The sequence below is a fragment of the Mycoplasmopsis felifaucium ATCC 43428 genome (assembly GCF_000687775.1).
Lineage (GTDB): Bacteria > Bacillota_I > Bacilli_A > Mycoplasmatales > Metamycoplasmataceae > Mycoplasmopsis > Mycoplasmopsis felifaucium.
Window position 1 is genome coordinate 26,516 of record NZ_JHXS01000002.1, and the last position, 22,823, is coordinate 49,338.

General features: G+C 28.4%; 21 protein-coding genes and 2 tRNA genes. 12 read left to right on the top strand and 11 right to left on the bottom strand.

Translation table 4 applies throughout. The annotated features are described in order from the left end of the window. Position 1: 1 nt before the first annotated feature. The 6 genes from T390_RS0100420 to mnmE all read right to left on the bottom strand — a co-directional run bounded on the left by T390_RS0100420 (position 2) and on the right by mnmE (position 4,153). Positions 2 to 78, bottom strand: a tRNA-Arg gene (locus T390_RS0100420). A 6-nt stretch (positions 79 to 84) separates the two neighbouring features. Next, positions 85 to 160: transfer RNA gene (locus T390_RS0100425), tRNA-Cys, on the bottom strand. A gap of 96 nt (positions 161 to 256) precedes the next feature. Further along, a complete protein-coding gene (locus tag T390_RS0100430; RefSeq protein WP_027334589.1) occupies positions 257 to 1,255 on the bottom strand; it encodes an NAD(P)H-dependent glycerol-3-phosphate dehydrogenase in 999 nt (332 codons plus the stop codon). Further along, positions 1,248 to 2,045: a 16S rRNA (adenine(1518)-N(6)/adenine(1519)-N(6))-dimethyltransferase RsmA gene (rsmA, locus tag T390_RS0100435; protein WP_027334590.1), complete on the bottom strand. Its 798-nt coding sequence runs from the start codon at positions 2,043 to 2,045 to the stop codon at positions 1,248 to 1,250. The genes T390_RS0100430 and rsmA overlap by 8 nt, the downstream gene beginning before the upstream one ends. After that, positions 2,026 to 2,799 carry a TatD family hydrolase gene (locus tag T390_RS0100440; protein ID WP_027334591.1) on the bottom strand — a complete coding sequence of 258 codons (774 nt, stop codon included), beginning with the start codon at positions 2,797 to 2,799 and terminating at the stop codon, positions 2,026 to 2,028. Before T390_RS0100440 ends, rsmA begins: the two co-directional genes overlap by 20 nt. A gap of 10 nt (positions 2,800 to 2,809) precedes the next feature. Then, positions 2,810 to 4,153, bottom strand: a complete 1,344-nt coding sequence (mnmE, locus tag T390_RS0100445; protein WP_027334592.1) for a tRNA uridine-5-carboxymethylaminomethyl(34) synthesis GTPase MnmE — start codon at positions 4,151 to 4,153, stop codon at positions 2,810 to 2,812. A 249-nt stretch (positions 4,154 to 4,402) separates the two neighbouring features. On the opposite strand from mnmE, the gene T390_RS0100450 reads away from it, so the two are divergent. Beyond that, on the top strand, positions 4,403 to 4,960 hold the full coding sequence (locus T390_RS0100450; protein WP_051590825.1) for a hypothetical protein: 558 nt from the start codon (positions 4,403 to 4,405) through the stop codon (positions 4,958 to 4,960). 7 nt (positions 4,961 to 4,967) lie between these two features. Here T390_RS0100450 and gap read toward each other — a convergent pair whose 3' ends face one another. Both gap and serS read right to left on the bottom strand, forming a co-directional pair. Continuing rightward, positions 4,968 to 5,981 carry a type I glyceraldehyde-3-phosphate dehydrogenase gene (gene gap, locus T390_RS0100455; protein WP_027334594.1) on the bottom strand — a complete coding sequence of 338 codons (1,014 nt, stop codon included), beginning with the start codon at positions 5,979 to 5,981 and terminating at the stop codon, positions 4,968 to 4,970. Between the two features lie 149 nt (positions 5,982 to 6,130). Continuing rightward, on the bottom strand, positions 6,131 to 7,396 hold the full coding sequence (serS, locus tag T390_RS0100460; RefSeq protein WP_027334595.1) for a serine--tRNA ligase: 1,266 nt from the start codon (positions 7,394 to 7,396) through the stop codon (positions 6,131 to 6,133). A gap of 199 nt (positions 7,397 to 7,595) precedes the next feature. On the opposite strand from serS, the gene rpmH reads away from it, so the two are divergent. From rpmH to T390_RS0100495, 7 genes are all read left to right on the top strand, one after another. After that, positions 7,596 to 7,745, top strand: coding sequence for a 50S ribosomal protein L34 (gene rpmH / locus T390_RS0100465; protein ID WP_027334596.1), 150 nt, complete (start codon positions 7,596 to 7,598; stop codon positions 7,743 to 7,745). Positions 7,746 to 7,771: 26 nt separating this feature from the next. Further along, positions 7,772 to 8,092, top strand: coding sequence for a ribonuclease P protein component (gene rnpA / locus T390_RS0100470; RefSeq protein WP_027334597.1), 321 nt, complete (start codon positions 7,772 to 7,774; stop codon positions 8,090 to 8,092). A gap of 3 nt (positions 8,093 to 8,095) precedes the next feature. After that, entirely contained in the window at positions 8,096 to 10,375 is a 2,280-nt protein-coding gene (gene yidC / locus T390_RS0100475; RefSeq protein WP_027334598.1) for a membrane protein insertase YidC, read from the top strand. 83 nt (positions 10,376 to 10,458) lie between these two features. Beyond that, positions 10,459 to 11,439 (top strand): lipoate--protein ligase, encoded by a 981-nt coding sequence (locus T390_RS0100480; RefSeq protein ID WP_027334599.1) that lies wholly within the window; start codon positions 10,459 to 10,461, stop codon positions 11,437 to 11,439. Between the two features lies 1 nt (position 11,440). Further along, entirely contained in the window at positions 11,441 to 12,244 is an 804-nt protein-coding gene (locus T390_RS03970) for an alpha/beta fold hydrolase (protein WP_051590826.1), read from the top strand. Between the two features lie 18 nt (positions 12,245 to 12,262). Further along, the gene (locus tag T390_RS03650) at positions 12,263 to 13,036 is read left to right on the top strand and encodes a PQ-loop domain-containing transporter (RefSeq protein ID WP_051590827.1); all 774 of its coding nucleotides are present in this window, start codon (positions 12,263 to 12,265) and stop codon (positions 13,034 to 13,036) included. A gap of 7 nt (positions 13,037 to 13,043) precedes the next feature. Further along, positions 13,044 to 14,024, top strand: a complete 981-nt coding sequence (locus tag T390_RS0100495) for an aspartate--ammonia ligase (RefSeq protein WP_027334600.1) — start codon at positions 13,044 to 13,046, stop codon at positions 14,022 to 14,024. 28 nt (positions 14,025 to 14,052) lie between these two features. On the opposite strand, the gene T390_RS0100500 is transcribed toward T390_RS0100495, so the two are convergent. The 3 genes from T390_RS0100500 to dnaA form a co-directional block, all read right to left on the bottom strand. After that, on the bottom strand, positions 14,053 to 14,274 hold the full coding sequence (locus tag T390_RS0100500; RefSeq protein WP_027334601.1) for an RNA-binding S4 domain-containing protein: 222 nt from the start codon (positions 14,272 to 14,274) through the stop codon (positions 14,053 to 14,055). 2 nt (positions 14,275 to 14,276) lie between these two features. Further along, positions 14,277 to 15,386 carry a DNA polymerase III subunit beta gene (dnaN, locus tag T390_RS0100505; RefSeq protein ID WP_027334602.1) on the bottom strand — a complete coding sequence of 370 codons (1,110 nt, stop codon included), beginning with the start codon at positions 15,384 to 15,386 and terminating at the stop codon, positions 14,277 to 14,279. Positions 15,387 to 15,526: 140 nt separating this feature from the next. Beyond that, the gene (gene dnaA, locus T390_RS0100510) at positions 15,527 to 16,915 is read right to left on the bottom strand and encodes a chromosomal replication initiator protein DnaA (protein ID WP_027334603.1); all 1,389 of its coding nucleotides are present in this window, start codon (positions 16,913 to 16,915) and stop codon (positions 15,527 to 15,529) included. Positions 16,916 to 17,085: 170 nt separating this feature from the next. Here dnaA and T390_RS0100515 point away from each other — a divergent pair, with 170 nt between their 5' ends. Genes T390_RS0100515 through ftsH form a run of 4 tightly spaced genes read left to right on the top strand, consistent with a single transcriptional unit; the run spans position 17,086 to position 22,769 of the window. Then, entirely contained in the window at positions 17,086 to 19,212 is a 2,127-nt protein-coding gene (locus T390_RS0100515) for an AAA family ATPase (protein ID WP_051590828.1), read from the top strand. A gap of 1 nt (position 19,213) precedes the next feature. After that, positions 19,214 to 19,771, top strand: a complete 558-nt coding sequence (gene pth / locus T390_RS0100520; protein WP_027334605.1) for an aminoacyl-tRNA hydrolase — start codon at positions 19,214 to 19,216, stop codon at positions 19,769 to 19,771. Continuing rightward, positions 19,771 to 20,634, top strand: a complete 864-nt coding sequence (gene tilS, locus T390_RS0100525; RefSeq protein ID WP_027334606.1) for a tRNA lysidine(34) synthetase TilS — start codon at positions 19,771 to 19,773, stop codon at positions 20,632 to 20,634. The genes pth and tilS overlap by 1 nt, the downstream gene beginning before the upstream one ends. Positions 20,635 to 20,690: 56 nt before the next feature. Beyond that, positions 20,691 to 22,769: an ATP-dependent zinc metalloprotease FtsH gene (ftsH, locus tag T390_RS0100530; protein WP_027334607.1), complete on the top strand. Its 2,079-nt coding sequence runs from the start codon at positions 20,691 to 20,693 to the stop codon at positions 22,767 to 22,769. Positions 22,770 to 22,823: the final 54 nt, after the last annotated feature.

Below are 22,823 nucleotides of genomic sequence, written 5' to 3' on the forward strand. Positions count from 1 at the left end.
TTGGCGCGCCCAAGAGGAGTCGAACCCCTAACCTTTTGGTCCGTAGCCAAACACTCTGTCCAATTGAGCTATGGGCGCATAATTTGGAGGCACCAACCGGACTCGAACCGGTACATCGGAGTTTTGCAGACTCGTGCCTTGGCCATTTGGCTATGGTGCCATGTGAAGGCCTAATGTTTCTATTTAATTATAATACTAAAATAGATTTTAATAAATATAAAATTAGTTCACACATTAAAAATATTTTATAAATAATTTATTTGTATTCAGCTACAAAATCTATTAAATTAGAAGGGTTTTTATTTTCATATAGCACTTCAATAATACTATTTAAAAATGGAACATTAATATCTTTGTGAGAATCTAAAATGCTCTTTAAAATTTTAGCGTTATGGTACCCTTCAATGGTTTTTTTATTTTTTTCTAAGGTAGCTAAAAGTCCATTTTTTGCAACTTCATAACCAAATGAAAAGTTTCTACTTTTAGGACTTGAACAAGTTAGGAAAATATCGCCAATTCCTGCTAATTCAAAGCCTAATTGATCATTACCATTAGGATACATTTTTTTATAAATTGTATGAATCTCTTTGACGCCTATAGATAATAAAGCCGCCTGCGGATTTTGATATGGCATCATATAATTAATCATACCAATCCCTATAGCTAAAACGTTTTTAAGAGAAGCAAATAATTCACTTCCTTTTTCATCTTCATTAATGACCGCTCTAAAAGTGTCACAATTAAATAACGAAGATACTTCTTTTAAATATGAAACATTTGGACCAACAATGTTGACCATTGTTAAATAATTTCTAAACACTTCAACTGCAAATGATGGGCCTATTAAAGTACAATAATTATTTATATGTTCTCCAAATTGTTCATCAATAACATCAGAGAAGAATTTACTTGTTACTGAATCAATTCCTTTTGCGACATTTATAATATTGATTTTTTTGCTACCGATTACAGATTTAATTTTTTCCAACACAGAACATATAGCATTAGATGGTACAGCAAGAACAACATAATCAAAATCAGATAGAGCCTTTTCTAAATCGAGTGTCGCATTAACATTTAGAGGGTTATTGAACTTAATATCTTCAAAATATTTTGAATTTATACCTTTGTTTATATCTTCAATTTCTCTCGAATCGATTCCTCATAATGTCACTAAATTATTATTTTTAGATAAAACCGAAGCAAGAGCACTTGCTCAAGCACCAGTACCGATAAAAGTTATTTTCTTATTCATATCTACAACCTTCTCCATTTAAAAATTTGTATAGATTTAAAATTGTTTTTAAATCTAGCTCCTGAATTCTTGCGTTCTCGCTTAAATTTAAAATATTAAAAACTTTTAGGACTATATCTTTGCTATATGTCTGCGAAAGAGATCAAATTAATTTCTTTCTTCTTTGTAAAAAGCATAGTTTGAAAAAATCTTTTAAATTATAATAATTATCTTGTTTGTCTTGGTGAAAATTAAATGACACAATTGCCGAATCTACCTTGGGTATAGGAGTAAAATTCTTTTTACCAATAAATAATTCTTTTTTGACATCAGCCACATATTGACATGTAATACTTAATTTACTATATTCAGGACTGTTTGGTCTAGCAACTATTCTTTCAGCAACTTCATTTTGAACCATTAAAACAGCTCTTTTGAGTAAAAATCTATTGTCAATTATTTTAAAAATAATGTCACTTGTAATGTAGTAAGGAATGTTCCCAACTACTTCAAAACCGTCATAAAGAGATAAATCTTTTTGTAAAAAATCACCCTCAATCACTGTTTTACAGTCATTATCAAAAATTTGTAGATCATCCAAAACTTGGATCATGTCTTTATCTATTTCAAAAGCTATAAACTTGTTAGTTTCATTAATAATCTCTTTTGTTATTGCACCCAACCCGGGTCCAATCTCAATAATTTTCTTCCCTGCTGGATTTATTACATTAACTATTTTTTGAATAGTTTGCTTGTTATTAAGGAAATTTTGGCCAAATTTCTTTTTTGCTTTAATGTTTTCTTGATACATCTAGTTTAAATAACTCCTTAGCATTTTTTAAGATTTTATCAGCAAATTTTTCAATAGGCATGTCTTTTAATCCTGCGATAAAGTTTGCAGTATAAATCACATAATTGGGGTAGTTTTTCATTCCTCTTTTAGTTGCAGGGGTTAAATATGGCGAATCAGTTTCAGTTAAAATTCTTTCAACGGGTAATCATTTAACCACCTCAATTGTTTTTGAAGCATTTTTATAAGTTACGGTTCCGCTAAAGCTAAAATAACAACCTAAATCATAAAATTTTTTAGCTCATTCTATATCCCCGCTATATGTGTGAATCATAAATTTAACCATCGGAAATTGTTTCATAATTTCGTATAGGTCCTCATATGAATCTCTCATATGAACTACAACAGGTAAATTATGTTCTTTGGCAACTTCAATCTGAGCAATGAATGATTCCTTTTGTTTTTCTTTATTAGTTTCGGAATAGTAATAATCTAAGCCAATCTCTCCAATAGCAACAACATCATTTGTTAATTGTTGTTTTATTATGTCAGCGTCTTGCTTTCCAGTAGATTCATTTGGATGAATCCCAATTACTGGATATGTATAGTTAAAATGTTTACAAATATTCAAAACTTCTTCATTCTCTTGAGCATTGCAGCCAGTTACTAGCATCGCAGAAACACCTTTATTATAGGCTTTTTCAACAACTTGATAATTATCTTCATAATAGATTTTTAAAGGGTGCATATGGCAATCAATATATTTTATAGACATTTATCTCCTTCTATTTACCAAGACAGAAATTCTTAAACATTTCATCTAATAATAGCTCATTATCTGCTCTCCCTGTGATATCTGTTAAAAATGATCAAGCTTGTCTTAGATCAACTATTACAAGATCCGAATAATAACCCTGTTTTATAGCACTAATCGCATCATACACAGAATTTAATGCTTGCTTAATTAGCGAAAGTTGTCTTGAATTATTTAAGAATTCAATATTAGTATAATCAACATCTTTAAATATTTCAGCTAGTTTTTCTTTCAAGACCTCAACATTATTGTTTTTTGCACTAATATAGATATAGCTATTGTTTTTTTCAGTATTTGCAGCTAGATCTATTTTATTATAAACAGGTATGTATTTTTTACCTTTTGAAATAGTATTCTCTTCTATTTCTCTATCAGATTCATCGTCTTCTTGTGTCAAATCGTGAACATGAATAACAACATCTGCATCATCAATTTGCTGTAATGATTTTTTGATACCAATTTGTTCAATTAATTCATCAGTTTTTCTAATTCCTGCAGTATCAATAAATTTGAATAGAAAACCTTTATATTGGAAAGAGGCTTCCACTAAATCTCTAGTAGTTCCTGCAATATCAGTTACTATTGCCTTATCTTGTTCTAAAATTGCATTTAGTAATGAACTTTTCCCAACATTAGGTTTCCCTAAAATTGCTACTTTGACTCCTTCAAAAATCAACCTTGAATTTTCGCTTAATTCAACTGCTTTATCCAGTTTTTGGCTTAATTTAACTAATCTTGGAAGCAATTTTTCGGTGAAAGGATCTTCAAAATCATACTCAGGATAATCGATAGCTACTTCCATTTCACCAATCAAATACGAAAGTTCAGCCCTAAGTTCATTAACAAACTTAGAAGTACTGCCATCAAACTTACTAATTGCCATTTGAGTTTGTTTTATAGTGCTAGAATGAATTAAATCATTTATAGCTTCTGCTTTAATTAAATCCATTTTACCGTTTATGAAACTACGACGACTAAATTCGCCTGGTTCAGCCAGCCTTGCTCCATTAGCTAATAATAATTCCAAAATACGATTTGAAACAACAACACCTCCGTGACAATTAATTTCAACAGTGTCTTGCCCAACAAAATTATTTTTACCTATATATCACATACATAAAACTTCATCAACAAGTTGATTATTATTAAAATTATCAACTATTGTTCCAAATGTTATTGTTTGGTTTTTGCCAACTTTTCCAGTGAAAATTTTTTTTACGATTGCAATACTGTCATCCCCTGAAACTCTAATAATTGCAATTGCTTGATTAATTTTTCCGCCAGATGAAATTGCTGCTATTGTATCATTAATCATAATAATTAAATTTTACACAATAAAATTACTAAATTGTGGTTTAAACGTGTGTATATTTTTAAAATAATATTTTTAAAAATAAAAATAGAAATTTCTGAATTAAAAAATATGAATATATCAAACATCAAAATTAACAATAAAATTTTTAAATATACTGTTTTAAAATTTTTGAAATTAGTTGATGCAGTTAAATCCATATCCTTTATAAAAAAATGGAACTGCAATCGATTCGATTTGAGAATCCGGTTAATGATCACTTTAAGTTTTGTTTTACACGCTTTAGGAATACATAATTGCAAAAAAATATTTTTCAAATATAAACAAAATAAAGAAAAACTTAAATTCGATATAGAAGAAAATAAATTAACTTTTGATTTGTTGATTACCGAAATGAATAAAAACAAAAGAAATATCTTTTTAAAGAAAATAAACGCTGTTTTATTATTTATTAAATGTTGAAACGAGTCTAATTTAACTAATGATTTTGAATTTTTTAAAATTAAAAATGAAAACCACAATTTTGACGAATTATCTTATAAGTCGGCTTTGGTGGTGATATCTAAAGAAGATAGCCAAAAGAAAAGATTAGCTATTTTTGGCCTCCCTTGCGATATATATAAAATTAATTATATAAAAGCAAATAAATGTTTTTTAAATAGCTCTAAAACAGTAATGAATACAGTTTTTCTGCCGATAAGTCTAAAATATAGATCTTTTAGTCAAAATGAATTGAATAATTTTAATAAAATTGATATTTCATTTTGAAATTACAGAGCAAATAAAAAAGGCAACAGTGTTGCCTTATAAAATAATATTATTTTTGTAGTTTAACAAAGTATGTTAATGTTCTTACAAGTTGTGCTGTATATGACATTTCGTTATCATATCATGCAAATAATTTGTAAATTCTTTTACCGTCGTGTTCTTGAACTTTGGTAAGTGTTGAGTCAAAAATTGAACCGTAGTGTGAACCAATAATATCTGATGAAACAATTTCGTCTGTTTCATATTTTAATGATTGGTTTGCAGCTTTTTCAAATGCTGCATTAATTTCTTCAACTGTTGGTTCAGATTTTAATTGAACTGATAAGTCAACAAATGAACCTGTTAATGTAGGAACACGAAGTGAAAAACCATCTAATGCTCCGTTAGCTTCAGGAATAACTAAACCAATTGCTTTCGCAGCTCCTGTTGTTGAAGGAACAATGTTTTGTCCTGCAGCACGTGCACGACGTAAGTCACCTTTACGGTGTGGCCCGTCTTGTAACATTTGATCACCTGTAAATGAGTGAACAGTTGTCATAAAACCATTTTCAAGACCAAAGTTGTCAACTAGAACTTTAACAACTGGAGCTAAACAGTTTGTTGTACATGAAGCACCTGAAATAATTGTATCTTCTGGTGTTAATGTTTCGTGGTTTACATTGAAAACAATTGTTTTAACATCTTTACCTGCTGGAGCAGAAATAACAACTTTTTTAGCACCAGCTTCAATGTGTTTGTGTGCTAGATCTTTTTTAACAAAGAATCCTGTACATTCTAAAACAATATCAATTCCTAATTCACCTCATGGTAAAAGAGCAGGATCTTTTTCTGATAAAACTAAAATTTCTTGTTTATCATCAATAATAATTTTGTTTTCTTTAACTTCAACTTTATTTGGTAATGGTCCAAATGCTGTATCGTATTTTAATAAGTGTGCAAGCATTTTTGCATCTGTTAGATCGTTAACAGCAACAATTTCAACTTCTTTGTTTTTAGTTTCTAATAAGTAACGAAGAACTAAACGTCCAATACGTCCAAAACCATTAATGGCAACTTTTTTCATATTATCTCCTTGAATATTAATAAGTATTTTATAAATACTAATTAAATTATATAAATTTTTTTGATGCGAGGCTTAATAGTTTAAAAGTTATTTTAATAAACATGTGGGATCTTTTCCATATTGAAAAAAATAAAATAACTGCTAAGCAGTTATTTAATTAAATCAGTTCCCATATATGGAATCAATTTTGCAGGAACTGTAACTGATCCATCTTTATTTTGATAGTTTTCTAAAATAGCAGCAACAAGTCTATCAATCGCTAACCCTGAACCATTCATTGTATGAGCATATTGAATTTGATTGTTTTCATCTCTGTATCTAATCATAGCTCTACGAGCTTGGAAATCTCCCATATATGAAACTGAACTAATTTCCCTATATTTAAGTTCTGATGGCAACCAAACTTCTAGATCAACTGTGGTTCTAGATGAAAATCCTAAGTCTCCTGTGCATAATCTTAATTCTCTGTATGGCAGTTCAAGTTCTTCTAACACTTTTTTAGCTTGTTCAAGCATTTGATTGAATTCTACTTCTCAATCCTTTTCGCTTGTAATTTTGACTAATTCAACTTTTTTGAACTGGTGATTACGTATAATACCTTTCATATCTTTGCCACCAGAACCAGCTTCAGATCTAAAACATTCTGTAAATGAAGTTAATCTAATTGGATTTTCCAAATCAACTATTTCATTGTTGTATAAATTAGTTAGTGGAACTTCAGCAGTAGGTATCAAATACATATTATTAGCTTCTAAATAAAATAAATCTTCTTTGAATTTTGGTAACTGTCCTGTTCCAAATAAAATTTCAGGTTTAACCAAAACAGGGACAGCATATTCTATATATCCGTTAGCAGTATGTAAATCTAACATAAAGTTTTGCAATGCTCTAGTTAATTTTGCTCCGGCACCCTTATAAACTACAAATCTAGATCCAGATAACTTTACAGCACGCTCAAGATCTAAAATGTTTAAATTATTTGCAACTTCATAATGAGGTAAAACACTTGAAACTAATCCTCTACCTAAATTATCGTGAGTAGCAATGACAACATTATCCCTATCATCATTACCTCTTGGCACAAAATCCATAGGTAAATTAGGAATCCTAATTAATAAATCATTTACCAAAGCATCTGTTTCACTGGCGTTATTTTCTAAAGCCACAACTTCTTTTTTAAGAACGTCACATTCAGCTTTTAATTTATTGAATGCTTCTTTATCGTTTTTGAGGCTTGGAAATTGTTTACTCAAAGAAGAAAGAATGGCTCTTTTTTGTTGTGCTTCAAACATAATTTTTCCTCTTTTTGTAGCAATTTCTAATAATTTGTCAAACTGTGTTAGGTCAAAGTTTCTATTTTTCAGACTTTCTCTAACTTTTTCAGGATTATCGAGAATATATTTAAGATTTAGCATTATTTACCTCTTTTATAGTATTTTTAGTTATTTGTATTGAAAAATATTTTCTTTGTTTTTAAATACAAATTTGTTTACTGTTTAATCATATTACAAATATTTTACCAAAATTAAAATATTAAATTTTTTGACTGAGGTTTTGCTTATTTATATATAATTTAAAAATATATTTAAATTAATTTTTTTATAGGAGGTTTTTATGAGTTTAAGAACATACCAACCAAGCAAAAGAACAAGAGCTAAAGTTCACGGATTCCGTGCAAGAATGGCTACTGCTAACGGTAGAAAAGTTTTAGCCGCTAGAAGAGCTAAAGGTAGAGCAAGATTAACTGTTTCGGACGCAAAATAAAACAATAGACTGGTGTCTACAAAATTATGAAGAAAATATATAGACTTCAAAAGAGTTGAGAATTTGATGAAATAATCAAAAAGAAAAACCAAATTGTTAATAAATATCTTGTGCTTTATTTTGCTCCCGCTAAAGATTTCAAAGTTGGAATCACTGTTCCAAAAAAATTCTGCGGTGCATTTTGAAGAAATTATTACAAGAGACAATTAAAAACAATTATTCATTCTTTAAATATTTATGACATCAAATATCACTGTGTGTTAATTTTAAGAAAAGAATTTTTGAATGAAACATACTCTGAAAAATATGACGCCACAATGAAAATGTTTAAGAAATTAAAGAAATAAATTATGAAAGATTACAGATCAGATAATTTTAACTATTTTTCTAAAGAAGATCAAATCAAGAAGCAAAAGAAAAGTTTGTGAAAAAAGATTTGATTTTGACTAAAAATAGTTCTTTATGTTATGCTGTTTGGTTTCTCATTAACAGGGTGCATCCAAAGCTGTGTTATTAAGACGTCAAACTATACTGGTGGTGGAATAGAATTCTACACATCAAAAGATAATGTTAGTCCACACGTTACTACTTTCAAGGCAAACAATGCCTTATCTAAATCTGAAATTGAAAAATTAAAATCTGATGGAGTAGATACTACTCAGTTTAATTTTGAACAAAATAATGTTCTTGGTTTTAAAGAACATCAATCAGCAAACTTTAATTTATCTAGAAGATTATACGGAAATGTTTTAACAGATATTCAAAAGCAAACAGTTGAATATAACGGTGTCTACGGTGCATATAAAAATATTAATACTGCATTACAATTATTTGACACTAACAACCAAATTATTGGTGGTGAACAACAAGCTGTTTACAACAAAAACAATAAATATATTTTTGCAACTGTACCTGTTGAAACTGATGAAAAAACTGTAATAGGTTTTAAATATGAATCTATTTATAATCCCGGTGAATTAAAAGAATGAAGCTATATTGATCCTGGTTTTAATTTTGATTCATACTTTGTGTATGATAAAGCAGATAATAAATATAAACTTAATTTATCTGCATATGCTGACGATAAAACTAATACTGGTATTTTACTTAGTGGTAAATTTAAAGACAAAATCACCGTTGGTTCAGGCAAAACTGCTAGAGATGTTCAATTTGACAAAGAACTTTCTACATTAACTGTTGCTGATAATAATTACTACTATAATGCTGGTGTAAATAGCGATCAATATGGTCTCGGTAAATTTAGACGTGATATTTTTGAAGCGTTAGCTACTTCAACATTCTATTCAGAAAATTCATCATTCTATACTAAAGCAATTGAAGAAGCAAAAACTGAATATGGTGTTAATAATTATTCAGAACTTTCAAAATATGTTGTTGCTCAAGTAACTTCAAAAGATAAAACTAAAATGCAAACCCTAGCTTTATCACCTACAATTTATGTTGCTTTAAAGAAATATACTGAAAATATTTCTCACTATATAAATAGAACAGGCTTTGTAGCCGAAAATCAAATTAATCCAGTGAAAATTCAATTGGTAAATCAATTTGACGAAGCACTTAAAAACTACAATGACCAGCTAAATATAGTTAATAATGCACAAGTAGCCTATGATTCATTGAAAACACCTGAAAATAAAAAAGTGTTAGATGAAGCGGTGGCAAAATTAAATGGTTATAAAAAATTACTTGAAGGAGCTAACTCAAGTTTAAGTCAAAACTTGACTATAACTTCGCCAGCACCCGGCTCAATAATGACTGTAAAACAAAGCTTACTTTCGAATATGCCATTAAATAGCGAACCTCAAAGAGTAATTTATGATTGGGGAACAGCTTGAAAACTTGGTCCATTCTACGGTTTATTTGTTTGACCATTAGCATATATATCAAGTGCATTAACTACAGCAATTCCAATTTGAAGCGGGTGAGGCACAATTATAGCTATTTTAGTAATTACAATCGTACTTCGTGCTTTAATGCTAGGTGTGACATTTAAGTCAACTGTCAATCAATCAAAACAAGAAGAACTTAAATCTAAAAAAGCAAAAATTGATGCTAAATATGCTGAGTTTAAAAATAATAAACAAATGAAAGCAAGACAACAAGCAGAGATAGCTGAACTATACAAAAAAAACGGGATTAATCCACTTGATGCGTTTGCAACAATGATAATTTCGCTTCCTGTGTTCCTTGCTATTTGACGTGTTATCCAAGCATTACCAGATATGAAGTCAACCGTATGACTTGGAATGTCATTTGCCGAAACCTCATGACAACGTTTATTCTTCCATACAGAATGACCATATTTAGGACTTCTTATTGTCGTAGGTATTGTTCAAGGTATTTCACAATTCTTGCCTAAGTTACTTACTATGAAGAAGTTCAAAGAGCGTACAAATCTTGAGGAAGCAAAAGCATTGAAGAAACAAAACAAAACACAAACTATTATGTCTCTTCTATTCTTCTTCATTACGTTTATCTTTAGTGCTGGTGTTCAAATTTATTGAATTATTTCAGGTCTTTGAACAATTGGTCAAACCCTTGGAATTCATTACTTCAAAAAGACAGCCTACTATAGAAGAAAATATCTTCAAAAGGAATCAAAAATATAATTTTAAGCTAGCTAAGCTAGCTTTTTATTCTTTTTATTTTATATATAATTAAAAGGCAGAAAAAACATATTAAAAGGAACAAAATGAAAATTTTTAACATTAAAAACACTTCTCCATACGAAACATTAACTCTTGAAAACATCATTATGAATGACAAAAACATAACAGAAGATGTCTTGTTAATTTACCAACACGATAATTCAATTATTATTGGACAAAATCAAAACATGTATGAAGAAATCAACCTTGATTTCGTAAAAGATCATAATATTACTCTTGCAAGAAGAAAATCAGGCGGCGGGGCTGTTTACCACGACTTAGGTAACCTTAATTTTAGCTTCATCACTGATAAATCAGATGACAATAGCTACCAAAGATTTTTAACTCCTATTATTTCATTTTTAAATTCTTTAGGTATCCAAGCGGAATTCCACGGACGTAATGATATTCTCGCAAATGGTTGTAAAATAAGCGGAAACGCACAATATATTCAAGGCCACAGAATCGTTAGCCACGGTACTCTTCTATTTAATGTAGATATGACTTACTTAGCAAAAGCCTTAAATCCAAATAAAATTAAATATGAATCAAAAGGTATTAAATCACACAGAGCAAGAGTCGCTAATATCATTGATATACTACCAGAAAAAATGACAGTTGCAGAATTCAAACAAAAACTAATTAAATACTTTACTCAAAACTCATTCGGGCACCTTGACGAAATACCGATGAATAAATATCAACAAAAATTCGATGAACTTTCAAATAAATTTAAGTCTGATGAATGAATTTTTGACAAGTTTGCTGACTTTAACTACACAAACACTGAAAAATTTGCTGGTGGTTTAATTACCGTTAAAGGTCAAATTGTTGATGGTTATATTAAAAATATTAAATTTGAAGGTGACTTCTTGAGTAAACAAGAATTAAATGACATTGAAAAAGCCTTTTCAGGTGTTCACTATGATGATGATTCTATTATGACAGTTTTAAACAACATTAACCTAGAAGAATACTTCGGCACAATTACTAAAGAAGAATTATTCTCGCTTATTAGAGGCTAAAATGTACTCAAATATTAAAATAATGGATGAAAACATCCATTACTTTTACGAAGATAATCCGAACAACTTACCTGTTGTTTTGTTTATTCACGGCTATAATGACAGTTGTAAGACTGTCATGCCTTTAATATTTCAAAAAAATCGCAAATATGTCATATATGGCTTAGATTTACCTGGTTGTGGTTTATCAACAAACAATAAACCAATAACCTTAGAATATTATAATAATATTCTAAAAGAGTTTATTCATAGGCTTTTTGGAGACAAAAGCATAATTTTACTTACTCACTCTATGGGTAGCGTCCTTGGTTTAAATAATTACAGTTTAAATAATGTTACAAACTTGATAATGTTAGCACCTTTAAATTATGCTCTAGTGGACAATGTTCAGCAAAAGGAACAGTTACATAAATGACTTTTGCCCAATGATTCAAATGATATTTTAGATTCATATCTAAACTTAGTTTATAAGCCTACTGAAACTTTTAAAGATAGATACAAACTTATATCAAAAGATTTAGAGATTAAAATTAGTGAAAACCACAATAAATATGCTTTTTTAGTTAATAATCAAATTTTGAATATCAATTACCTCACTGAGTCTATTAAACTAATTTTTAATCAATCTAAACAGTACTACATTGTTTATACCGAAAATGATAAATATGTACTTCCTTCACAAATAAACAAAATACAATCTGAATTCCCGAGAAATCAATATATTGAGCTAAAAAATTGTGGACACGCCATTTTATACCAAAAAGCCTATGAAATTAATGAATTAATTAATTCATTAATAAAATAAAATATATAATTTTAAACTATGATGAATAAAATTTTTAACTCTTTTTACATTAATGCCAACCACCCTGTATCAGGATGATTTATTATAATTTGTGGGTTTTTAGGGGCGTGCATGACAATTATTATTGGATTACCACAAGCAATTCACTTATTTAAAACGAAGAAAGCAGGACTAGTAAAATATTATTCTTTCTGAATTTTCTTTGTTGGTATTTTAGGTTGAATAGCAATTGGGGCTTTTGATCCCTCACAGAAAATTTTTATATTAGTTATAGCTAACATACTTTGCGGAACAATCTATATTTTTGTGTTATGGCTAATTTATAGATATTCTAGTGTCGCTAATCGTAGAAATAAACAGTGAATTGTTTTAGCTATTTCTTCAGTATCAATGGCATTAATAACAATTGCAGCTATCTTCGGTCTAGCTAAACCTGAATTAAAAACTCCAAGTTTATTACAAGCAATTTTTGGGCAAATAATTCCAATTCTTACAACTTTTGCTTTCTTACCTCAAGTATTAAAATCAATAGAATCAAAAGATTTTTCTGGGATGTCATTAGGGATGGTTATTGTATTTGTAGTTGCAAACATATTTTGATGTGGCTACTGATTGTCATTCATTTTTAATAACGGAATACAACCGCAATATTTAAGTGCTATTACTTGACAAGTAATTTCATTATCGCTTTATATATTAGTCCTTGTTTTAATGCTATTAAACAAGAAGAAAACAACTGTTTTAAAGGTAAATCTGGAACAAGAACCATTTGTAGAATTAAATGGAAAATAGGAGATTAATGTACCAATCAAAATTAAATATTAAAGAAACACAGCAAGCAATTCAGGATTTAAAATTTGCTTTTACTAAACAATTAAATAAAGAACTAAACTTAACGAGGGTTTCAGCTCCTTTATTCGTTACAAGTAGTTCAAAAATAAATGATGGGTTAAATGGAGATGAGCCTGTTTCATTTTCTCCCAAACAATGAGATCAAAAAATTGAAATTGTTCATTCTCTTGCAAAATGAAAAAGAGAAGCACTTCAAAAATATAACTTTTCGGCAGGTGAAGGGTTATGAACCGATATGAACGCTATAAGAAAAGATGACGAAGTTGATTATAAACATTCATTATATGTCGATCAATGAGACTGAGAATTAATCATTGAAAAAGAGGACAGAAATATTTTATTTTTGAAGAATATAGTTAATAAAATTTATAACGCTATTAGATATGTAGAAAATAAAATTGTTTTTGCTAATCCTAAACTTAAAATAAAGCTTCCAAAAACATTATTTTTTATAAGTTCCACAGATCTTTATAATATGTACCCTGATTTAAGTCCTGAAGAAAGAGAAGATAAAATAGCAAAAGATAAAACAGCTGTATTCATCTATGAAATAGGCTTTAAACTACCAGACGGGACACCACAATCTAAAAGAGCATTTGACTATGACGATTGGAAACTTAATGGTGACTTAATCTTTTATGATGAAGTAAATGATAAATCGTTAGAAATATCCTCAATGGGCATTAGAGTTGATTCAAAATTATTACAAGATCAATTTAATTATCAAAATAAACAAGCTTCAGATCTAGGCGAATATCATATAAAAGTTTTAAATGATCAACTTCCTTTAACAATAGGTGGTGGAATTGGACAAAGTCGCTTAAGTATGTTTATTCTTGAAAAGAAACATATTGGTGAAGTTCAAGTAAGTATTTGATCTGAACAAGAACTTCAAGAAGCTTTTAATGAAGGCGTCAAATTACTTTAAAAATAAACATAAGCACACATTTGTGTGCTTATTTTTTGCTTTGTTTTACCATATATATTTCATTATTGATTCATACTACGTCATCAACATAAACTTTAGAGCTTCTGCCATTTGGTTTATTATTATTAATTAAAATTTTATTAGTTTCTAAGAAATATTTTACTTGTCCACCTGTTGAAACCAAACCTATTTTTTTGATTAATTTACCTATTTCAATGCAGTTATCTTTAATATAAATTTCTGGTCCCATAATTATCTTCTCATCGGCGTAACTATTTGTTTAGAATTTGGATTTGATTTAGATAAAACAAGAATTTTTTGTATTTTATCATCAAATAGAAAAATTATTTCGTCATCTAAAATATTTAAAGCATCTTTTAAAAAGTTATAGTTAATATCAAAGATCATTGAACCACCTTCAATATTAAATTGAGATGTTTTTACAAACGAATCTCCTATTTCATCTAAACGACTATAAATACTTAATTCATTTTTGTTAATTTTTATTTCAATTCTATTTTGTTTTTCACTTGTATTTAATCAAATTTTATTTAATAAACCATTGATTTCTTTTTTGTTTATTGTTAATTTATATTTAGTTTCGCTTAATACTTGATTAAATAATTGTTCAATATCGTGAAATGGTAAATCTGTAATTCTTGCTGTAGTAATTGTATTTTTATATTCAACCCCAAACTTAACAGAGTTATAAAATAAAGTAATTGTTTCTGGTGCATCAGTTGGAATTAATTCTTTTACATCTTTAGCGTTTACATTGAAATTAAATTCATCTAACTGCTTACCTGTATTAATACTATAGTAAGCTAATCTATAGACGTCTGTAGCTGCTAAATTTAATCTAGAACCACTTGACTTAAAGTTAATACATTTATATATTAAATTAGCTTCTGTACTTGCAGCGAATGCAACATCTTTTACTGCCTTTCTAAATTCGTTAGTATCGATTTCAAATTTTTTAATATTTAAGTTTTCATCTATTTTTATAAATGAGTTTATATCAGAAGTATTTAGGTTATATCTAGAATCTTCTTGTAATATTTCTAAATTATTGTTTAAGTCAGTTTTTAATTCAATAAAACCACTTAATTTTTTAACTATATTTTTAAGCAAATTGCATTGAACTAAAATTTCACCTGTTTGTTCAACAAAAACATCATTATCATCAACATCAATATATTTAATAATTGATGTAACTTCGTTGCAAGCTTTAAATATTATTTTTTCTTCTGATGCAGAAATTAATATACAACGCATACTAAAGAAAGAACTTGTTGGATCTGTAAATCTAGAAACTATTTCAATTACATTATCTAAAACATTTTTATTTATTCTTATTTTCATATTTCCTCACATTAATTTTTGTTTATATATATGATATATTTTGTGATTATGTTTATAAAAACGAAAAACAATTATTTTTAACATTTTTTCATCATAAAACAAACTTTTTGCTGTTTTTTATAATGTTAATAACTTATAGATTATTTGTTTTTATATAATTCATCGCTAATTTGTGAGATAGTTCTTTTTAATGAACTGTCACCTTGATCTGATTCTTTATTTATTTTATTAATAGCATTTGTTACCGTTGAATGGTCACGATTTCCAAATATTTTGCCGATTTGTTCTAATGAAACATCAATAAGAGATCTAATTAATCACATAGCTATATGTCTTGCTAATACAACATCTTTTTTTCTTGTTTTTCCTAAAATGTCTTTTTTAGAGACTTTATAGTATTTTGCTATATATTCAATAACCATATCTGGTGTAATTTTTTCTTTAACTTGCTGAATATCTTTCAATATAGAGTTTACAACCGTAAGTGTATATTTTGAATTTGTCTTGATTATGTCAGTGTTATAAAATTTTAATCTATTAACCGCACCAATTAAAGACCTAATACTGTTAGCATAATTTCTCACAATATATTGTTTAGCATCTTTCTCTCATAATTCTGGACTAAGATTATTTTTATCTATCATAAAGTTCAAAATTTTAAGTAAGTCAGCTTGAATTGGTTCTTTAATTTCAAGTTGTAATCCTATTGATAAACGAGTTATTAATCTTTGGTCGAACATATTATTTAATGAATAAATTGGCCTGTCTGAACAAACAATAGTTAGTTTTTTTGAACTTATTCTATAGTCTAATATGTTAAAAATTAAATTAATAGTTGCTTTTTTATTACCAATCCCATAGCTTTGAAAATCATCAAACAAAACAACATCCGATTCGTCAAATTCATCTCTTATTTTTTTAAGTTTGACTTGGTCGTTTTCCTGTAAGAAAACACTTATATCTCTAGAAAAAGAGTTTGCATTTATATATTTAACTTTTGAACCTTCTTCTATTAATTTATTACTGATTGCGTGCATTAAGTGTGTTTTGCCCAATCCTGACTTTCCAAAAATGAATATAGGTACATATTCTCTACCGCCTTCAATAATATAATTCGCAACTCTTATTGCTTCTTTATTGAAATCACATTCAACATAGTTTTCAAAAGTTAAATTTTTATTTATATCACTATTGAACAGTTCACTTTTTATTAAAGAAACTTCCTTCTTCTTTTTGTTTGAATTTATCGTTGTCATATCTTCAAATCCATATGTACAAGGATGTTCAAAAGTTTCTTCTAAGGCTTTATTTATGCTATTTTCGTAAACACTAGCCACTGCTGAAATACTAGTAAGTTTAACGGTTGTCCCTATAGTCACGTGTGAACCTTCAACATTAACAATTTTTAGATTGTTAAAAAATGATTTAAACATTAAAGGATCATTAATTTCGCTTACTAAAATATTTAAAAAAGTTTGTGTGTATGACTGCATTAATATTTCTTTTTCATTCTTGACGTTTATTGACATATCTAAATGATATATTTATATATTTATAATTTAATTAAATATTTAAAAAGTGTTACTTAATAACAAGTTATCCACACAGTTATAAACATATTTATTAACAATTATCTGGTTTTAATAGACGAACATATTAATTTTTATTAAAAAAATTTATTTTTTTATAATTAATAAATATGAATAATTTTTTGAATTTAAAAGGACGCTTTAGAAAAATTTTATCAGGCGGGCCCGATAAAAATTGAGCTTATGCTTTTTGTTCATTTGTTGATGAGAACAGTAAAAGTTATAGCGTTTATATGAAGAAAACTAAAATTGAGTTAGAAACATATTACAATATAGAAATAACTCCACAAACAAACCGAAATACATATATGTTAGAGTCTGTTAGTGTTTACAAGCCTGAATCAAGTTTGGAAATTAAAAACTTAATTTTAACTAATGTTTCTGGTTTAGGGGCTGTAACTATGGAAAAAATAGAAAGACACCTAGGCACAGAAATTTGAGAAACATTATTAGAAAACCCCGAACAAGTCCAAAAAGAATTAAAAAGTGCTGTTTATGATAATTTAAAAAAATTCTGTGAAACTTACAAAAATGATTCTCTTAGCTTTTTTGTAGATAATAATTTAACTCTTTTTCATTCAAAATTAATTCAAGTCTTCGGACAACAAAACTTTATTGAAATTTTCAAAAAAGAAGATCCTTACGATTTATACATAGATTATAATTTTGACTTCACAGAAGTGGACACTTTTGCTAAGTTAATTGATCCAAATATTTCTATAAATAAGCGAATTAGAGCATTTATATATAAAACTTTTAGAGAATTAATGATGAATAATAACACTTGTTTTACAACATCTGAAATTTTTAATTTAACATATAAAACTTTAAAAGAGTTTAATGTTGCTGTAACTTCTTACGATGAATTAACTATAGTTGTTCAATCAATGATAAAAAATAGAGAATTATATTATGACAATTTAACTTCAAGAATTTCATTATTGACTACTAGAAACAAAGAAAATTTTATCGCTAAAAAACTATTTGAATTATCTTCGTCCAAAGACAGAAATAATTATGATATTAAATATTCTGAATCATTTTCTGAAAATCAAAAAAAAGCCTATGAAACAGCTTTAAAAGAAAAAATAAGTATTATTTCAGGCTATCCTGGAACAGGAAAAAGTTATGTAATTTCACATATTATTAGAACTCTAATAGATGGTAAGCATTATTCTAAAGAGGAAATAGCCCTATTAGCTCCCACAGGTAGAGCCGCAACAATTTTAAGCAAAAAGTGCCCAATCGAAGCAAGAACTATTCACAGCTATTTAAAATTATCAAAAGATGATGAACTAATTGAATCTTATGAACAAAATAGCGACGCTAAAGTTGTAATTATTGACGAGTTTTCAATGGTTAATTTAAATATTTTTTATCTATTGCTTGATATTTGTAAAAAGATAGAAAAACTAGTAATTGTTGGAGACGAAAACCAGTTGCAATGTATTGGACCCGGGAACTTATTACATGATTTAATTGAATCTAAGAGGTTTAAACTAACTAAATTAAACGAAGTTTATAGAACTGAAAAATTAGATATATTTAATCATTTTGTAGACATAAATAGAAATAAGATACCTATCTTGCAAAGCGATTGTGTTTCTTTTATTGAATATAATAATTCTGAATTTTTAAAACAAATTCCATATATTTATGAAGATAAAGTTAAACAATACGGTATTGATAATGTAGTTTTATTACTTCCTGCTTATATCGGTAGCGTAGGTATTAACGCAGTTAATTCAATTTTACAGTCTTGAAATGTTGCATATAGTGGATTAAAAGATAATCTGATCTTAGAAACTAAAAATAACAAACACACCTTTTTTATAGGTGATAAAGTAATTCAACTTGTTAATGACTATGATAAAAATGTGTTTAACGGTGAAATCGGATATGTTACATCAATTAACAACGCAACTAAAGAAATCAAAGTAGACTTTGGGACAAAAGTAGTTGAATATTCAAAATCTGAGATTCTTGAAAATTTAAAGTTAGCTTATGCAATCACAATTCATAAATTCCAAGGATCTGAAGCTTCATGTGTAATTTTTGGTATTTTTAAAAAACAAGTGGAACATATGCTTACTAAAAAATTATTGTATACCGCCGTTTCGCGAGCTAAAGATGAATTAATGCTTTTAGGTTCAAGCACTTTATATATTGAAAAAATAGTTAATTCTGTATATGAAAATCCAATTTACACAAACATATCTGAATTTTTAAAGGAGTAGTATGAAATTAATAGTAGGGTTAGGGAACCCAGGTGAATCTTATAAATTTACTCGTCATAATGTAGGTTTTTTAGCAGTTGATAAAATTTGTCAAAAGAACAATATTACATTAAATAAAGAAAAATTTAACGGTGAGTTTGTTATTTGCGATGATGTAATAATTGCACGTCCATTGACGTATATGAACAATTCCGGAGACTTTGTTTATGCTTTGGCTAATTTTTATAAAATTGATTCTTCAGATATTATCGTTATTTATGACGAAAAAGACTTTAAAATAGGCCAAGCGGCTATTAAAATTGGTGGAAGTAGCGGTGGACATAATGGAATTCAAAGTATAATGAATCATTTTAAAACAAATGATTTCAAAAGATTGAGAGTTGGAATAGGAACTTCTAAAACTGTCCCATTAAGAAATTATGTTTTATCAAACTTCACTATTGATGAGTTTAAAATAATTGAACCAGTTCTTGAATTAGCTTCGGAAGCCGCTATGTCATTTGTTTTTAATGATATAAATACAGTTATGAACAATTTCAACGTTAATAGGAAGAAATAATGTATTTATTAGGTATAAGTGGTGGACCTGACTCTATGTTCTTATTAGAATATATGAGCCGAAAATATCCAAAACAAATTATTGTTGCAACAGTAAATTATAATGTGCGTGAAAATTCGGATTATGATTCTAATTTAGTAAAAGAGTATTGTAATAACAAAGATATTCCCTTTTATCTATTAGAAGTTCCTAAAAATACCTATAAAACAGGTAATTTTGAAGAATGAGCTAGGAAAATAAGATTTGACTTTTTTAGAGAAAAATACGTTGAACACAATTGCGAATCATTGGTTTTAGCACATCACAAAGACGATTTTATTGAAAGTGCAATTATGCAAAAAAGATCCGGGCGTAAAATGCTATACTACGGCATTAAAAGCCAAAATATAGTGGAAAACATGCACGTGTGAAGACCTTTTGTAGACAAATTTTATAAAAGTGAAATTCTGGAATTTTTAAGAAACAATAATATTGAATATGCACTGGATTATACTAATGATGAGCCAATTTGCACCAGAAATCAAATTCGTTTAGAATTAAAAAATAAAACTTTTTTGGAAAAAGAAACATTATTTCAAGAAATAAACAACGAGAATGATGAATTATATTTAAAGCAAGGCGAAATTGAACTGGAATTTTCTATTTGAAAACAAAACTCGTATGAACAAAAAATTTTTAATGATTTAAAATTTCAAAAAGAGCTTGTTTATAAGTTTATTCATCAAAATTATAATCATATAAATTTACGATCAAATAAAATCGAATCAATTATTAAGTTCATAACTTCCAAAAACAGAACAGCAAAATATTTGTTAAAAAACAATACCTATTTAATTAAAAAACATGGGAAATTACTCATTTAGAGACCATATTTAATATTTATTTTAATTTATAATATTAATAAATTGAAAGGAGAAACATGGATTTAAATCAAAAAAGAGCTAAAGCCATAAAAATTGTTGTTTGAACCATTATTGCATCAATTGCTTTAATTCTTCTTGCTGTATTTTTGTATAACAAATTTAAGCCCGAGCCAAGAATTTATAATGTGCAAACACTTCTTAGTAATTTTGCTGAAGCGAATAAAAGTAAAACAGACAATACATACATAAAAAACATTCATATTAATACTTACTATGGTATTGTTCAATACATTTTTGTAAATAATGGAAAAGCAACACCTGTTACGTTAAGTGTGTCTGCTAATACTATTAGAAGCTTAACAACAGAGATTCAACAAGCAGGCTGAAATACTGTAGGTTTTGACTTGGCTGGAACTAAGTTTGAATGAGGAGCATTATTTGCAGGTTCATGACAAACAAATGCAGGTACAGTTACACCAGGATTAGTTGAAGAACAGTTAAATGTAATTAATTTTGTAGAACAAAAAACATCAATTTGGTCTCAATTATTCTTTGCTATTTTACCTACATTAATACTATTTTTATTAATGTGATGATTATATCGTGGCATGATGAAAAGAAGTATGAATATGATGACTGGCGGAGAACTTGGTGAAGGAAAAAACCCTGCTCAAAAGATTAAAAGTGACAAAACTTTTAAAGATATAGCTGGAAATAAAGAAGCAATTGAAGAAATAAGTGAAATTGTTGATTATCTTAAAAATCCTAAGAAATATGAACTTGCTGGTGCAAGAATGCCACACGGTATTTTATTAGGTGGTCCTCCAGGCACTGGTAAAACATTATTAGCAAAAGCTACAGCGGGTGAAGCTAATGTTCCTTTCTACTTTATTTCAGCATCAAACTTTGTAGAAATGTATGTTGGTCTCGGAGCAAAAAGAGTTAGAACAGTTGTTGAAGAAGCTCGTAAAAATGCCCCAGCAATCATTTTTATAGATGAATTGGACGCAATAGGTAGAACTCGTGGATCAGGTATTGGTGGCGGTCATGATGAGCGTGAGCAAACATTAAACCAATTACTTGTTGAGATGGATGGTATGAAAGAGAATAATGGTTTATTATTCTTTGCTGCAACAAACCGTACTGACGTTTTAGATCCTGCATTGACTCGTCCAGGACGTTTCGATAGATCAATTACAGTTGGTCTTCCTGATGCTAAAGAACGTCAAGAAATTCTTGAATTGCATGCTAAAGGTAAAAGATTATCTCCAGAAGTATTATTATCACAAGTAGCAAAAAGAACTCCAGGATATTCTGGTGCACAACTTGAAAATGTGATTAATGAAGCTAGCTTATTAGCAGTTAGAAGAAACTCAGACATTATCGAAAGAGAAGATATTGACGAAGCTATAGATAGAGTTATGGCTGGTCCCGCTAAGAAGAATAGAGTAATTACTAAAGAAGAGTTAACAATGGTTGCTTACCATGAAGCAGGACACGCTGTAGTCGGTATAAAAATGCCAGGAGCTAATAAAGTTCAAAAAATTACAATAATTCCTCGTGGTCAAGCTGGTGGTTATAATTTAATGACACCTGAGCAAGAAAAATACAATTTAACTAGAAAAGAATTAATTGCTATTATTACAAGCTATATGGGTGGTAGAGTGGCTGAAGAAATTATTTATGGTAAAGAAAATGTTTCAACTGGTGCGTCTGATGATTTCCAAAAAGCAACTAAACTAGCTAGAAAAATGGTTACTGAATGAGGTATGTCTTCTTTAGGCCCTGTTCAATACGAACAAGATGAAGGATCGCCATTCTTAGGTAGAGACTACTTAAAATCAACACAAGTTTCTGCCCAAATCGCCCATGAAATAGACATAGAAGTTAGAAAAATAATTATGGAAGCTGAATTACAAGCAACCAAACTTATTAATGAAAATAAAGAACTACATGAGTTAATTAAATCTGCATTATTAGAAAAAGAAACTATTGTTGCCGAAGAAATTGAATACATAGCAACCAATATGAAATTACCTCCAGAGAAAGAACACAAGCCAATCGAAAAAGTTATGATTGACTTGGATTCACTTTTAGACGAAGATGATGCAGAACATATTAAACCAACCGAATAATACCTAATAACCCTCTAGGGTTATTTTGTTTTTTCATAAAATGTAGCTAAATTA